Consider the following 14,452-nt stretch of genomic DNA (forward strand, 5'->3'; position numbering starts at 1 on the left):
CGCCTCACCGGTCGGGAATCTTTGCGCCGGTCTCGCGGTTGCGGCTACCGTCATGGCGTCGCGGACCAGGAGTACCACCCCTCGGTGGTCAGCCGTCCGCCGAGCGAGGGAGGCCGATCAGCGTGCAGCACGCGCCGACCACCCTCGCCGTGCGCCCGTCAGGGCGCTCTTGCGCGGCCTCGTCGGCCCGCACCTGTCGCTGTCGGTAGAGCGCTGGCTGCCTCCTGCCCGACGGCGGGAACCCGGACCACCCGGTCGGCCAGCGCTCGCCTCGTCGGACGACCCCGCCCCCCGCTGCCGTGGCCGACGCCGCGTGCACCGGGCTGGCTCGAGGTGAACGTCCTGCCCGGCCCGTGCTTCCACCAGACCGACGAAGAGGAACCATGTCCCGCATCTACGACGACGCCACGCAGCTCATCGGCAACACCCCGCTGGTCCGCATCACCAAGATCACGGACGGCGCGCCCGCACAGATCGTCGGCAAGCTCGAGTTCTACAACCCCGCGAGCTCGGTGAAGGACCGCATCGGCGTGGCCATCGTCGACGCCGCCGAGGAGTCCGGGGAGCTGCAGCCCGGCGGCACGATCGTCGAGGCGACCAGCGGCAACACCGGCATCGCGCTCGCGTTCGTCGGCGCCGCACGTGGTTACCACGTGGTGCTGACCATGCCCGAGACGATGTCGAAGGAGCGGCGCGCCCTGCTGCGCGCCTACGGTGCCGAGCTGATCCTGACGCCCGGCTCCGAGGGCATGAAGGGCGCGGTGAACAAGGCGAACGAGATCGCCGCCGAGCGCCCCGGCGCGGTGCTGGCGCGCCAGTTCGCCAACGTGGCCAACCCGGCCATCCACCGCCGCACCACCGCCGAGGAGATCTGGGCGGACACGGACGGCGAGGTCGACATCCTGGTCGCGGGCATCGGGACGGGCGGCACCATCACCGGCGTCGGCCAGGTGCTCAAGGAGCGCAAGCCCGGCGTGCAGATCATCGGCGTCGAGCCCAAGGAGTCCCCGATCCTCAACGGTGGCGAGCCCGGTCCGCACAAGATCCAGGGCCTGGGCGCCAACTTCGTGCCCGAGGTGCTCGACACCTCGGTGTACGACGAGGTGATCGACATCGACGGCGACACGGCGATCGCCTACGCCCGCCGTGCGGCGAAGGAGGAGGGCCTGCTGGTCGGCATCTCCTCCGGCGCCGCGATCGCCGCGGCGATCCAGGTGGCCAACCGTCCGGAGAACAAGGGGAAGCTGATCGTCACGATCATCCCCAGCTTCGGCGAGCGGTACCTGTCCACCGTGCTGTACGCCGACCTGCTCGACTGAGCCGGGTCGCCGGCTCGCTGCTCGTCCCCATCCGTCCGACCGATCCACCGGGAGCCTGTCCATGACCGCACTGCTCGGCAGCCACGGCGCACCGGCGCGCGGACGGGTCGTCGGTGGTGCGCGGCCGTCCACCGCCGCGCACCACCGACCGCTGCTCGAGGTCCTCCGGGAGGACCTCGAGGCCGCCCACCACCACGACCCCGCGGCGCGCAGCCGACTCGAGGTGGCGCTCGGCTACCCGGGCGTGCACGCAGTCTGGGTCTACCGCCTCGCGCACCGGATGTGGCAGGAGCCCGGGCTCCGGCTCGCGGCTCGTCTCCTCTCTCAGGCGGCCCGCGCAGCCACCGGCGTGGAGATCCACCCCGGCGCCCGGATCGGACGCCGGCTGTTCATCGACCACGGCATGGGCGTGGTGGTCGGCGAGACGGCCGAGGTGGGCGACGACGTCGTGCTGTTCCACGGCTCCACGCTGGGCGGCAAGACGATGCGGCACGGCAAGCGGCACCCCACGCTGGGTGACGGCGTGGTGGTCGGGGCGGGCGCCAAGGTGCTCGGACCGGTGTGGATCGGCGACGGCGCCCAGATCGGCGCCAACGCCGTGGTGGTGCACGACGTGCCGGCCGGTGCGATCGCGGTGGGCGTGCCGGCGCAGGTCCGGCTGCCCAAGGTGGCGCACAGCTTCGACCCCGAGGTCGACGACCCGGCGATCTACATCTGACGGACCACCGCGCCGAAGGCCGGGCGGGCCGGTGCGGGCCGTAGCCTGACCGGCACGGAAGCCGCGACGGCGCGGCGACGTCGAATCGGAGGTTCCCGTGCGGCTGGGCTACCACACCGGCTACTGGTCCGCGGGACCTCCGCAGGGCGCGCAGCAGGCGGTGCTGACCGCCGAGCGGCTGGGCTTCGACTCGGTGTGGACGGCAGAGGCCTACGGGTCGGACGCGTTCACGCCGCTCGCCTGGTGGGGTGCCGCGACCACCCGGGTGCGGCTCGGCACGGCAGTCGCGCAGATCTCCGCCCGCACCCCGACCGCCACGGCGATGGCTGCCCTCACGCTCGACCACCTGTCCGGCGGCCGGTTCGTGCTGGGGCTCGGCGTGTCCGGGCCCCAGGTGGTGGAGGGCTGGTACGGGCAGCCCTATCCCAAGCCGCTGGCCCGGACCCGCGAGTTCGTCGCCGTGGTGCGCCAGGTGCTCGCCCGTGAGGCGCCGGTCACGTTCGACGGCGAGTTCTACCGCCTGCCCCTGCCGGCGGACCAGGGCATGGGCCTCGGCAAGCCGCTGCGCTCGACGGTGCACCCGCTGCGCGCCGACCTGCCCATCCACCTCGCGGCGGAGGGCCCCCGCAACATCGCGCTCACCGCGGAGATCGCCGACGGCTGGCTGCCGCTCTTCTACGCCCCGCGCCTGGACGACGAGTTCCGCCAGCTGCTCGACGACGGCTTCGCGCGCCGCACCGTCGGCCCCGGCCCCCGCGAGCGCTTCGAGGTGACGGCGACCGTGCCGGCGGTGCTGGGGCCGGACGTCGAGCAGGCGGCCGACGCCGTGCGGCCCTTCATCGCGCTGTACGCGGGTGGCATGGGCGCCCGCGGCGCCAACTACCACCGGGACGCGCTGGCACGGCTCGGGTACGCCGAGGCGCTCGACGAGATCGCGGCGCACTTCCTCGCCGGAGACCGCGCCCGTGCCGCCGCTGCGGTGCCGACCGAGCTGGTGCGGGACGTCGCGCTGGTGGGCACCGCGGACGACCTGCGCGACCAGCTCGGGGCCTGGCAGCAGACCGCGGTGACGACGATGCTGCTGCAGACCGATCCACGAGACCTCCCGCGGGTCGCCGAGGCTCTCGGGGCGACGGTGAGCGCCGCCGTCGACGACTCCCGGGACGCATAGCGCGCCTCGGGGCGATCCGGCTGCCCTCAGCGCGGCTCTGCCGCGTCGTCGAACGCCTCGTCCTCGGGCCACCACAGCGCGCGGCGCAGCGCGACCCGCGTACCGTCCGCGACCAGCGGGGTGCCCTCGGCGCGCAGCCGGTCGAGCGCCTCGGTGGCGTGCCGGGCGGGCGGCGACCCGGCGGCGTTGACGACTCGCCACCACGGCACTCCCCCGCCGGCGTGCGCGAGCAACTGACCAACCTGCCGGGGGCCGCCGCGGCCCAACCGGTCCCGCAGCACCTCGGCCACGCTGCCGTAGGTGACCGCACGGCCCGCCGGCACGGCGGCGACCAGGTCGAGCACCTGCTCCAGGTAGTCGTCGTCCATCGCTCAGGCCCGCTGCACCAGCACCAGCGCCCGGTCGTCGTCCTCCTGGCGGCGCGCCGCCGCGAGCACCGCGTCGGCCCCGCCACGCCCCGTGGACACCAGCTGCTCCAGGACGCCGAGCAGCCGGTCGATGCCCTGGTCCAGGTCACCGCCGCGGGTCTCGACCAGGCCGTCGGTGTACAGCAGCAGCGCGTCACCGGGCTGCAGGGTGCCGGTGCGGGCCTGGCACCGGAAGTCCGGCGTCACACCGAGGACCGGTGCACCGACGGTGTCCACCACGCTGACCCGCCCGGACCCGGCGTGCAGCTGCACCGGGGGCAGGTGGCCGGCGGTGGCCACCTGGTAGGCCCCGGTGCGCAGGTCCAGCGCCAGGTGGGCAGCGGTGGCGAACCCGTCGTCCCAGCCCTGCCCGAGGAGGTAGGAGTTCGCCGCCGGCAGGAAGTCGGCCGGTGCCATCGCGCCGAGCAGCCCGGCCAGTGCGCCCGACAGCTGCAGCGACCGCACCCCGACGGCCTGACCCTTGCCCGAGACGTCGACCAGCACCACCTCGAGGACGTCGTCGGCGGGCGCCCGCGCGACGACGAAGTCCCCCGAGAACGCGTCCTGGTGGGCCGACCGCACCACGGCGTCGACCCGCCAGCCGGCCGGCAGCGGCGGGATGTGGCCGTTCGCCTCGAGCCGGTCCCGCAGGTCGACCAGCATCAGGCCGCTCGGCGCCCCCTGCAGACCGAGCCGCTCGCGGCTGCGGCCGAAGATCAGCACCGCACCCACTGCCGCGGCGAGCACCACGATCGTCCCCGGCGTCATCGTCTGCGAGCCCATCGCCCACAGCGTCAGCGCCAGCACGCTGACCAGAGCGGCGATCACCACGAGGGCGAGCCAGCGCAGCACGAACACGGCGACCAGCAGCAGGAGCAGGAATGCCGAGGGCGCCACCCACTCCGGTCGGTCCCACATGCCGAGGGCCAGCAGCACCGCGAGCGCCGCCAGGACCACCCCGGGGACGGCCTGCGGCCGTCGGGCCCACCGACCGAGGCTGTGCTCCAGCCCGCCGGAGCCACCGGATGCGGCCCGGCCGCGCGCGGGTCGGCCGGAGACGGGAGCGCCCGGCCCGCCCGGCACGTCGTCGCCGGCGCGTCGGTCGGGGCTGCTCGTCATGCGCGAAGGCTAACCGGGCGTACCGACGGTGGCCCGACGATCCGCCGGTCGACCGGCAAAGACCGTGCCGCGGCACGGGGGCGCCCGGCAGCATGGGCACCATGACGAGGCTGCCCGACGGCTACAGGACGATCGAGATCGGCGAGGACCGCCAGGAGGAGTTCCGGGCGGTGGACCGGTTGGCCTTCGCCTGGCCCCCGGACCCCGAGGTCGACGCCCAGGTGCCGTTCACCGTTCCCTTCGACCGCGCGATGGCGGTGGAGGGGCCGGGCAGCCGGCTCGCGGCCGTGCACGGCTCGTACCCGTTCACCCTGCCGGTGCCGGGCGGCGTGGTGCCCTGCGCGGGCCTGACGTGGGTCGGGGTGCGTCCCGACGAGCGCAGGCGGGGACTGCTCACGTCGATGATCGCCACCCACGTCGAGAGGTCCCTGGCCCGGCGCGAGCCCGTGTCGGCGCTGTTCGCGGCCGAGCAGGGCATCTACGGCCGGTTCGGCTACGGCTGCGCGGCGGATGCGGTCCGGCTGACCCTCCCCCGCAGGGCCGCGTTGCGTCCCGTCCCAGGATCGGAGGCCCTGACGGTCGAGCTCGCGACGGCGGACGCCGACCTGCACGAGGACCTCGTCGACCGGCTGCACGTCGCGGCAGGTGCCGAGAGGCCCGGCTGGGTGGTGCGCAGCACACCCGCCCTGCGCCGGCGCATCCTGGTCGACCCGCCGCAGTGGCGCGCCGGGGGCGAGCCGATGCAGCTGGCGACCGTGCGGGCCCCCGGTGGGGAACCGCGCGGCTTCGCGCTGCTGCGCCGGACGTCCCGGTGGACCGAGGCGGGGCCCGAGTTCCCGGTGGACGTGCTCGCCGCCGTCGCGCTGGACGCACCGGCGACGCACCGGCTGTGGTCGTTCCTCCTCGACCTGGACCTCACCTCGAGCGTCAGCACGCCGAAGCTGGCCCTCGACGACCCTCTGCTCTCGCTGCTCGTCGACCAGCGCCCCGGTCGCCCCCGGCTGGAGGACAACCTGTGGGTGCGGCTCCTCGACCTGCCGACGGCGCTGGCCGGACGCCGCTACCTGGCGCCGCTCGACACCGTCCTGGAGGTGACCGACGCCCTGGTCCCAGCGAACGCGGGCCGGTGGCGGCTGCGGTCGCACAGCGTCGACGAGCAGGGCACGTGGGCGCTCGCCGTCGAGCGCACCGACCAGGACGCGCAGCTGCGGGTCGACGTCCGTGAGCTCGGCGCCGCCTACCTCGGCGGCAGGTCGCTGGCCGGCCTGGTCGCCGCCGGGCTGGTCGAGGAGCGCACGCCCGGTGCCGGCGTGCCCGCCGCCGCGGCGTTCGGGTGGCCGGTCGCGCCGTTGTGCAGCTGGACCTTCTGAGCTGCGGTCAGCCGCGGTCGCGCTCGTACTGGGCGAGCTGGTCGATGCGGCGCTGGTGGCGCGGGTCGTGCGAGAACGGCTCGTCGACGAACAGCGTGACCAGCGCGAGGGCATCGTCCACGGAGTGCTGACGGGCACCGATCGCGACCACGTTGGCGTCGTTGTGCTGCCGCGCCAGGCGGGCGGTGTCGTCGTTCCAGGTCAGGGCCGCGCGGACGCCCGTCACCTTGTTGGCGGCGATCTGCTCACCGTTGCCCGAGCCGCCGATCACCACCCCGAGCGAACCGGGGTCGGCGACGACGGCCTCACCGGCCTCGAAGCAGAACGACGGGTAGTCGTCCTGCGGGTCGTACGTGTGCGCGCCGTGGTCCACGACCTCGTGGCCGGCCGCGCTCAGGTGCTCGACGACCGCGTTCTTCAGCTCGAAGCCGGCGTGGTCGGAGGCGACGTGGATGCGCATGGCGTCATCCTGCCAGCCCCGTGCGCCGCCCGACGGGCCGCGTCCGCCGTCCCGTCGGTGCCGGTCCGTAGGCTGGCGCCCATGACCCGTAGCGGCATCGACGTCACCGCCCTCGACCCGGCCACCCGTCCCGCGGACGACCTGTTCGCCCACGTGAACGGACGCTGGATCGCCTCCCACACCATCCCAGCCGACCGCGCGTCCGACGGCGTGCTGCGCGCGCTGCGTGACCGCTCCGAGGAGCAGGTCCGCGACATCATCACCGAGCTCGGCGAGCAGGTCGCCGCCGGGCAGCAGCAGGACGACGATGCCGCGAAGGTCGGCGCCGCCTTCGCCAGCTTCATGGACACGGAGGCGATCGAGGCCGCCGGGCTGGCCCCGCTGCGCACCGACCTCGCGCTGATCGAGCAGGCGAGCACGCAGGCGGAGCTGACCGGCGCGCTCGGCGCCCTGCAGCGCACCGGCGCGGGCGGCGCGGTGGCGTTCTTCGTCGACAACGACGCCAGGAACCCCGACCGCTACGTCGTGCACCTGACGCAGTCCGGGCTCGGCCTGCCGGACGAGGCGTACTACCGCGACCCCCAGTACGCCACCTTCCTCGAGGCGTACCGCCCGCACGTCGCCCGCATGCTGCTGCTCGGCGGCGTGGCGTCCGACCAGGCGGACTCGGACGAGCGCGCCGGCCGGGTGGTCGCTCTCGAGACGGCGCTCGCGGCGCACCACTGGGACGTCGTCAAGGACCGTGACGCGGAGCTGACCTACAACGCGACGACGCTCGCCGACCTCGCCGACGAGGCTCCCGAGTTCGACTGGCACGCCTGGGCGCGTGCGCTCGGCGCGCCGGAGGGCTCGATGGACGACCTGGTGATCCGGGAACCGGACTTCGCCCGCGGATTCGCCGGGCTGTGGGAGACGGAGCCGCTGGCGGACTGGAAGGACTGGATGGCGTTCCACGCAGTCAGCGCCCGCGCCGCCTTCCTCACCGACGAGCTTAGCCAGGCGAACTTCGACTTCTACGGCCGCACGCTGACCGGCGCCCAGGAGCAGCGCGAGCGCTGGAAGCGCGGCGTCTCCTTCGTCGAAGGTGTGCTGGGCGAGGCCGTCGGCAAGCAGTACGTCGCCCGGCACTTCCCCCCGGAGCACAAGGCGCGGATGGACGCCCTGGTGGGCCACCTGGTCGATGCGTACCGGGAGTCCATCTCGGGCCTGGAGTGGATGGGGGCGGAGACCCGCGCGAAGGCGCTGGCCAAGCTCGACGCGTTCACCCCGAAGATCGGCTACCCGGTGCGGTGGCGGGACTACTCGGACCTGGTGGTGCGCGCGGACGACCTGGTCGGCAACGTCCGCCGGGCGTCCGCCTTCGAGCAGGACTGGGAGCTGGCCAAGATCGGCAAGCCGATCGACCGCGACGAGTGGTTCATGACGCCGCAGACGGTCAACGCCTACTACAACCCCGGGATGAACGAGATCGTCTTCCCCGCCGCCATCCTGCAGCCGCCGTTCTTCGACGCGGACGCGGACGACGCGGTGAACTACGGCGGCATCGGCGCGGTGATCGGCCACGAGATCGGCCACGGGTTCGACGACCAGGGCAGCAAGTACGACGGCACCGGCCGGCTCGCCGACTGGTGGACCGCCGAGGACCGCGCCGAGTTCGAGGCCCGCACCAAGGCCCTGGTCGACCAGTACGACGGGTACTCCCCCGCCCAGCTGGACGGCAGCCACCACGTCAACGGCGCCCTGACGATCGGCGAGAACATCGGCGACCTCGGCGGCATGGCGATCGCGCTGAAGGCGTACCGGATCGCGCTCGGTCGACCGCTGGAGGAGGCGCCGGTCATCGACGGGCTCACCGGCGTGCAGCGGGTGCTGATCGGCTGGGCGCAGGCGTGGCGGTCCAAGGGCCGCGACGCCGAGGTGATCCGGCGCCTGGCCGTCGACCCGCACAGCCCCGAGCAGTTCCGCTGCAACGGCGTCCTCCGCAACCTCGACGCGTTCTACGAGGCGTTCGACGTCCAGCCGGGCGACGGCCTGTACCTGCCGCCGGAGGAGCGCGTCAGCATCTGGTGACGGGAGCTGGGGACGGGATCTGGTGACGGGCGGGGCCGGTCCGCGGATCAGCCCTTGCCCTTGCCCTTCCCCTTGCCGCCCACCGGACCGGCCGCCGGGCCGCCGCTGGTGACGTTGGACGCGGTGGTCGCGGACGGTGCGGCGGTCGCGGACGGTGCCGTGCCCTGCGGGAGGAGCGTGAGGGACTCGCGTGCCAGCCGGAAGCCGACGCCCCGCGCGTCGGTGCACGTGACCCCGTCCGTCGCGCTGGTGCACGTCCGTCCCCCGAGCGTGCTCGAGCTCCCGTAGGGCAGCGTCGGGACGTCCTCGCCCGCGGGTCCCGGAGCGGGCCCGGTCTCGCAGGGGGTGGCGACACCGTGGGCGTCGAGCACCACCGTGTGCCCGACGGTGCCGGTGCACCCGGCGACCGGCGGCACGGTGAAGGTCGCGTTGGCGATGGTGCACGTCACCGAGTCGGCGGTCAGCGTGCAGGCGATGTTGCCGCTCGGCAGCCGGAAGTGCGCCGGGCCCGAGGACGCCGAACCGCTGGGGGCAGCCGAGGCCGAACCGCCCACCGAGCTGCCGGTGGTGGCAGCGGTGCCGGTCCGGTCCCCCCGGTTGAGCCCCGTGACCACCAGTGCGATGACCAAGGCACCGACCAGCACCGCGTCCACGGCCACGAGGATGCGGATCAGCCGATTCTGGTCCGGACGCCCGGCGCTCACGGCACGCACCTGGTCCGGGTACGGACGGTCCTGGTCCGGGCACCGACGGGCGTCGTCTCGGCACGAGCGGGCACACGGGCTCCGATCTGTCGCAATTGGCCTGACTCGGCTCGAGTCTGCCTGCCCGCAGGGGCCCGGCGCACCTCGGCACCGCCCGCAGGCCGTGTGCACGGGTCGCGTGCCATGATCGTCCGCGGCCGCCACCCGCGGCCTCCGCGCCGGCCCGATCGGTCGGCACATCCCGCAGGAGTCGCACGTGCCCGGACAGAACCTGACCCGTGACGAGGCGCGCCAGCGCGCCTCCCTCGTCCAGACCGCCAGCTACGAGGTGGCTCTCGACCTGACCACGGGCCCGAGCACGTTCCTGTCCCGCAGCACGGTGCGGTTCACGGCCACCGAGGGTGCGTCGACCTTCATCGACCTGATCGCGCCGACGGTGCGCGAGGTGGTGCTCAACGGCCGGGGCCTCGATCCCGCCGACGTGGTGGCGGACTCGCGGATCCGGCTGGACGGGCTGGCGGCCGAGAACGAGCTGGTGGTCGTGGCGGACTGCGCGTACATGAACACCGGTGAGGGCCTGCACCGGTTCGTCGACCCGGTGGACGACGAGGTCTACCTGTACAGCCAGTTCGAGGTGGCCGACAGCCGGCGGGTGTTCGCGGTGTTCGAGCAGCCGGACCTCAAGGCGACGTTCACGTTCACCGTCACGGCGCCGGCGCACTGGACTGTCGTCTCCAACGGGCCCGCGGTCGGCCAGCCGGTCCGCATCGAGGGCGGCGTGAACCGCAACGGCGGCACCGACCACGGCATCGCGGTGTGGCAGTTCGAGACGACACCGCGCATCTCGTCGTACATCACGGCGATCGTGGCCGGCCCGTACCACGGTGAGCACCGGGAGCTGACCAGCATCGACGGGCGCACCATCCCGCTCGGGGTCTACTGCCGCGCCTCGCTGGCCGAGCACCTGGACATCGACAACATCGTCGACATCACGCGCGCCGGCTTCGCGTTCTACGAGAAGACGTTCGGCACGCCGTACCCGTTCGCCAAGTACGACCAGCTGTTCGTCCCGGAGTTCAACGCCGGCGCGATGGAGAACGCCGGCTGCGTCACCTTCGTCGAGACCTACGTGTTCCGCTCCAAGGTGCCGGACGCGACCGTCGAGCGCCGCGCCGTGACGATCCTGCACGAGCTGGCCCACATGTGGTTCGGCGACCTGGTCACGATGCAGTGGTGGGACGACCTGTGGCTGAACGAGTCGTTCGCCGAGTTCCAGTCGACCCGCGCGACCGCCACCGTCACGCCGTGGACCAGCGCCTGGACCACCTTCTCCTCGTTGGAGAAGAGCTGGGCGTACCGGCAGGACCAGCTGCCGTCCACGCACCCGATCGCCGCGGACATCCGTGACCTCGAGGACGTCGAGGTGAACTTCGACGGCATCACGTACGCCAAGGGCGCGAGCGTGCTGCGCCAGCTGGTGGCCTGGGTGGGCGAGGAGGAGTTCGACGCCGGTGTGCGGGCCTACTTCGCGAAGCACGCCTACGGCAACACCCGGCTGCGCGACCTGCTGAGCGAGCTGGAGGTCACGAGCGGCCGGGACCTGAGCGCCTGGTCGCGGCTGTGGCTGGAGCAGGCCGGGGTCACGCTGGTTCGGCCGGCGATCGAGGTGGACGACGACGGTGTGATCACGGCCGCGGCCGTGCTGCAGGAGGTTCCGGGCACGCACCCCGTGCAGCGTCCGCACCGCCTGGCCGTCGGCGGCTACGACCTCGACGCGTCGGGCCGGCTGGTGCGCACCACGCGCATCGAGCTCGACGTCGACGGGCCGAGCACCCCGGTCCCGGAGCTGGTCGGGAAGCACCGTCCTGACCTGCTGCTGGTCAACGACGACGACCTCGCCTACGCCAAGACGCGCCTCGACCCGGTGTCGCTCGCCTTCGCCACGGAGCACCTGGCCGCGTTCGACGCGTCGCTGCCCCGCACGCTGGTCTGGGCGGCCGCGTGGGACGCCACCCGGGACGGCGAGACCCCGGCCCGCGGCTACATCGACCTGGTGCTGGGCAACCTCGCGCACGAGACGGACTCGTCGGTGGTGCTCGTCCTGCTGCGCCAGCTGACCACGGCCCTCGACCTCTACGTCGCCCCGGAGCACCGTGGTGCGACGGCCGCCGCCGCGGCCGACCGGCTGCTCGAGCTGGCCCGGGCCGCCGCCGCCGGCTCGGACCTGCAGCTCCAGCTGGTCAAGGCGTTCGCGGCCCGCGCCGTCACCGAGGCCCAGCTGAGCCTGGTGACGGATCTGCTCGACGGCCGGCTGCACCTGCCGGGCCTGTCGGTGGACACCGACCTGCGCTGGGAGCTGCTCAGCTCGCTCGTCACCGGTGGCCGCGCCGGGGAGCCTGACATCGCGGCCCAGCTCGCCGCCGACCCGACGGCCACCGGTCAGCGTGCCGCCGCCGCGGCCCGTGCAGCCGTGCCGACCGCCGAGGCGAAGGAGTCCGCCTGGACCTCGGTGGTGGACCGGGACGACCTGCCGAACGCGGTGCAGGCCGCCACCATCGCCGGCTTCGGCCGGGTGCACGACGTGGACCTGCTGGTGCCCTTCGTCGACCGCTACTTCGAGGCGATCGAGGAGGTGTGGCGCACGCGGACCAACGAGATCGCGCAGACGATCGTGTTCGGCCTCTACCCGGTGGAGCTCGTCGGCCACGCGGACGTCGACCTGCTGGCCCGCACCGACGCGTGGCTCGGCGCCCACCCGGACGCCGCCCCGGCGCTCCGCCGGATCGTGTCGGAGAACCGCGACGGCGTGCGCCGCGCCCTGGCGGCGCAGGAGGCGGACCGCCGCAGCTGACGCCCAGCGCCCGTGGCCGTCCCGCCGTCGCGGTGGGCCGGCCACGGGCCGAGCTCGTCCGTGGCCGGCCCAGCGACCGGCCCAGCGGCCGATCAGTGGCCGATCAGCGGCCGTTCATCACGGCCGCGAGCGAGAGCAGCCGCTGGTTGTCGAACAGGTCGTCGACCAGCACGACGGCCCCGGAGCTGTCCGTCAGCGGGATCTTCCAGTTCGGGTACTCCGTGTCGGTGCCCGGCTGGTTCTGCGCCCGCCGCTCCCCGACCGCGTCCGCCAGGGACACCCCGATCAGCGCCGCCGGAGTGGCCAGCACCCAGCGGTGCAGGGCCTCGACGATCTCCCGCTCGGACGGGTCGTCGCCGAGCATGCCGCGCTGCCGGAGGGCGGTCAGCATCCGGTTGCGCTCCGCCTCGGCCTCGGCGCGGACCTGCTCCACCGGCGCCGTCAGCAGGCCCAGCCGGTTGCGCAGCGTCACGTGCTCGCCCGCGAGGTAGCCGGCGGTGGGCGGCAGGTCGTGGGTGGTCACCGTGGCCAGCGCCAGCCGACGGTAGTGCTCCGGGGGCACCGGGTTGCCGTGCATGTCCTGCTCGAACCACAGGACCGAGGTGCCGAGGATCCCGCGCTCGGACAGGTAGTCGCGGACCCACGGCTCCACCGTGCCGAGGTCCTCACCGATCACGAGCGCGCCGGCGCGGTGCGCCTCGAGCGCCAGGATGCCGACCAGCGCCTCGTGGTCGTAGCGGACGTACGCGCCCTCGGCGGCCGACATGCCGGTGGGCACCCACCACAGCCGGAACAGGCCGATCACGTGGTCGATCCGCAGCGCCCCGGCGTGCCGGAGGATGGTGCGCAGCATGTCGCGGTAGGGCCGGTAGGCCGCACGAGCCAGGGCGTCCGGCCGCCACGGCGGCTGCGACCAGTCCTGCCCCTGCTGGTTGTACATGTCCGGGGGTGCCCCGACGGTCGCGCCGGACGACAGCACGTCGCCCAGCGCCCAGACGTCGGCACCCTCCGGGTGCACGCCGACCGCGAGGTCGTGCATGACGCCGATCGCCATGCCACCGGACCGGGCGGCGCGGTGCGCCTCCGCGAGCTGGGTGTCAGCCACCCACTGCAGCCACTCGTGGAAGACGATCCGCTCGGCGAGCTCGGTCCTCGCGGCCTTCACCAGCTCGGACGACGGGTCGAGCGCCTCGGCCGGCCACCGCGGCTGGTCGGCGTACCGCTCGCACAGCGCGCACCACAGCGCGAACGTCTCGAGGCCTGCGCCCTGCTCCGCGACGAAGTCGTCGAACGCCTGCTGCCGGGCGGCGGACCGCGGCGCGGCGAACACCACCTCGAGCGCCGCCTTCTTCGCGGTCCAGGCCGCGTCCCGGTCGATCGGACCCGGATCGGCGTCGAGCGCCAGCACCGGCTCGGCGGCCCACTCGACCAGCGCGCGGTCGGCGGCCGACAGGTAGGCCGTCTCCCGCACGTCCTCGACGCGGATGTACACCGGGTTGATGAAGCGCCGGGAGGTCGGCAGGTACGGGCTCGGCGTCATGTGCCCGGCCGGCTCGGCGGCGTGCAGCGGGTTGACCAGGACGAAGTCGGCACCGCACCGCTTCGCTCCGAGCCAGCCGATCTCCGCCAGGTCGCCGAGGTCGCCGATGCCCCACGACGCCCGCGAGCGCACGGAGTACAGCTGCGCCATGTAGCCCCAGGTGTGCCGACCGGCCAGTGCGGCGGGCAGCTCCAGGCGGTCCGGGGTGACCACCACGGCGCAGTGCGCACCCGCGCTCGGTCCCTCGGCGTGCAGCTCGTGCCAGCCCAGCGGGAGGTCGGCGGGCAGGGTGAACGTCGCCCGTCCGACGCGCCGACCGTCCACCACCCGCGGCTCGACGTAGACGTCGATCTGCGTCAGCTCGAGCCGGCCCCCGCCGGTCTCCTCGTCCAGCGCGAGCCAGACGCGGACCGGGTCGCCGTCCGTCACGTGCACGGGCACGTGCGCCTGGCGCCCGCTGCGGGTGACCACGACGGGCGGCACCACGCGGCGCCACGGCATGTCCTCGACGTGCGCGACGGCGAGCGCCACCCGCTCCGGCGAGGACGCGTCGACACCCAGGGCCGCGAGCACACCGCGGAGGGTCGCCTCGGAGGCCCAGTGGTGCAGCCCGTCGTGCCCGCGGTAGTCGGGGACCACCCCGTAGGCCGCCGCGAGGCGCAGCAGCGGCTCGGCTGGGCGGTCGGTCTCGTCTGGCACGGCACCGATCCTGCCAGAGCCGGT

11 protein-coding genes are annotated in these 14,452 nt (G+C 73.9%); 6 read left to right on the forward strand and 5 right to left on the reverse strand.

What is annotated here, in order from left to right; translation table 11 throughout:
* Positions 1 to 383 precede the first annotated feature (383 nt).
* The 3 genes from cysK to ACFQTY_RS16255 all read left to right on the forward strand — a co-directional run bounded on the left by cysK (position 384) and on the right by ACFQTY_RS16255 (position 3,208).
* A complete protein-coding gene (gene cysK, locus ACFQTY_RS16245) occupies positions 384 to 1,319 on the forward strand; it encodes a cysteine synthase A (RefSeq protein ID WP_378102563.1) in 936 nt (311 codons plus the stop codon).
* A gap of 61 nt (positions 1,320 to 1,380) precedes the next feature.
* Positions 1,381 to 2,037, forward strand: a complete 657-nt coding sequence (epsC, locus tag ACFQTY_RS16250; protein ID WP_378102565.1) for a serine O-acetyltransferase EpsC — start codon at positions 1,381 to 1,383, stop codon at positions 2,035 to 2,037.
* 97 nt (positions 2,038 to 2,134) lie between these two features.
* Entirely contained in the window at positions 2,135 to 3,208 is a 1,074-nt protein-coding gene (locus ACFQTY_RS16255) for an LLM class F420-dependent oxidoreductase (RefSeq protein WP_378102568.1), read from the forward strand.
* Positions 3,209 to 3,234: 26 nt separating this feature from the next.
* Here ACFQTY_RS16255 and ACFQTY_RS16260 read toward each other — a convergent pair whose 3' ends face one another.
* Both ACFQTY_RS16260 and ACFQTY_RS16265 read right to left on the reverse strand, forming a co-directional pair.
* A complete protein-coding gene (locus ACFQTY_RS16260; protein ID WP_378102571.1) occupies positions 3,235 to 3,576 on the reverse strand; it encodes an MGMT family protein in 342 nt (113 codons plus the stop codon).
* 3 nt (positions 3,577 to 3,579) lie between these two features.
* Positions 3,580 to 4,734: a PP2C family protein-serine/threonine phosphatase gene (locus tag ACFQTY_RS16265; RefSeq protein ID WP_378102574.1), complete on the reverse strand. Its 1,155-nt coding sequence runs from the start codon at positions 4,732 to 4,734 to the stop codon at positions 3,580 to 3,582.
* A gap of 101 nt (positions 4,735 to 4,835) precedes the next feature.
* On the opposite strand from ACFQTY_RS16265, the gene ACFQTY_RS16270 reads away from it, so the two are divergent.
* Positions 4,836 to 6,104, forward strand: a complete 1,269-nt coding sequence (locus ACFQTY_RS16270; RefSeq protein WP_378102577.1) for a GNAT family N-acetyltransferase — start codon at positions 4,836 to 4,838, stop codon at positions 6,102 to 6,104.
* Positions 6,105 to 6,111: 7 nt separating this feature from the next.
* Here ACFQTY_RS16270 and ACFQTY_RS16275 read toward each other — a convergent pair whose 3' ends face one another.
* On the reverse strand, positions 6,112 to 6,564 hold the full coding sequence (locus ACFQTY_RS16275) for a ribose-5-phosphate isomerase (protein WP_378102579.1): 453 nt from the start codon (positions 6,562 to 6,564) through the stop codon (positions 6,112 to 6,114).
* Positions 6,565 to 6,645: 81 nt separating this feature from the next.
* On the opposite strand from ACFQTY_RS16275, the gene ACFQTY_RS16280 reads away from it, so the two are divergent.
* Positions 6,646 to 8,634, forward strand: coding sequence for a M13 family metallopeptidase (locus ACFQTY_RS16280; RefSeq protein ID WP_378102581.1), 1,989 nt, complete (start codon positions 6,646 to 6,648; stop codon positions 8,632 to 8,634).
* Between the two features lie 47 nt (positions 8,635 to 8,681).
* Here ACFQTY_RS16280 and ACFQTY_RS16285 read toward each other — a convergent pair whose 3' ends face one another.
* Positions 8,682 to 9,338, reverse strand: coding sequence for a hypothetical protein (locus ACFQTY_RS16285; protein WP_378102584.1), 657 nt, complete (start codon positions 9,336 to 9,338; stop codon positions 8,682 to 8,684).
* A 256-nt stretch (positions 9,339 to 9,594) separates the two neighbouring features.
* On the opposite strand from ACFQTY_RS16285, the gene pepN reads away from it, so the two are divergent.
* On the forward strand, positions 9,595 to 12,189 hold the full coding sequence (gene pepN / locus ACFQTY_RS16290) for an aminopeptidase N (RefSeq protein ID WP_378102587.1): 2,595 nt from the start codon (positions 9,595 to 9,597) through the stop codon (positions 12,187 to 12,189).
* 103 nt (positions 12,190 to 12,292) lie between these two features.
* Here the strand turns inward: pepN and malQ are convergent, their stop codons facing one another.
* Positions 12,293 to 14,428, reverse strand: coding sequence for a 4-alpha-glucanotransferase (gene malQ / locus ACFQTY_RS16295; RefSeq protein ID WP_378102590.1), 2,136 nt, complete (start codon positions 14,426 to 14,428; stop codon positions 12,293 to 12,295).
* Positions 14,429 to 14,452: the final 24 nt, after the last annotated feature.

Source organism: Cellulomonas sp. T2.31MG-18 (assembly GCF_964266755.1).
Classification (GTDB): domain Bacteria; phylum Actinomycetota; class Actinomycetes; order Actinomycetales; family Cellulomonadaceae; genus Cellulomonas.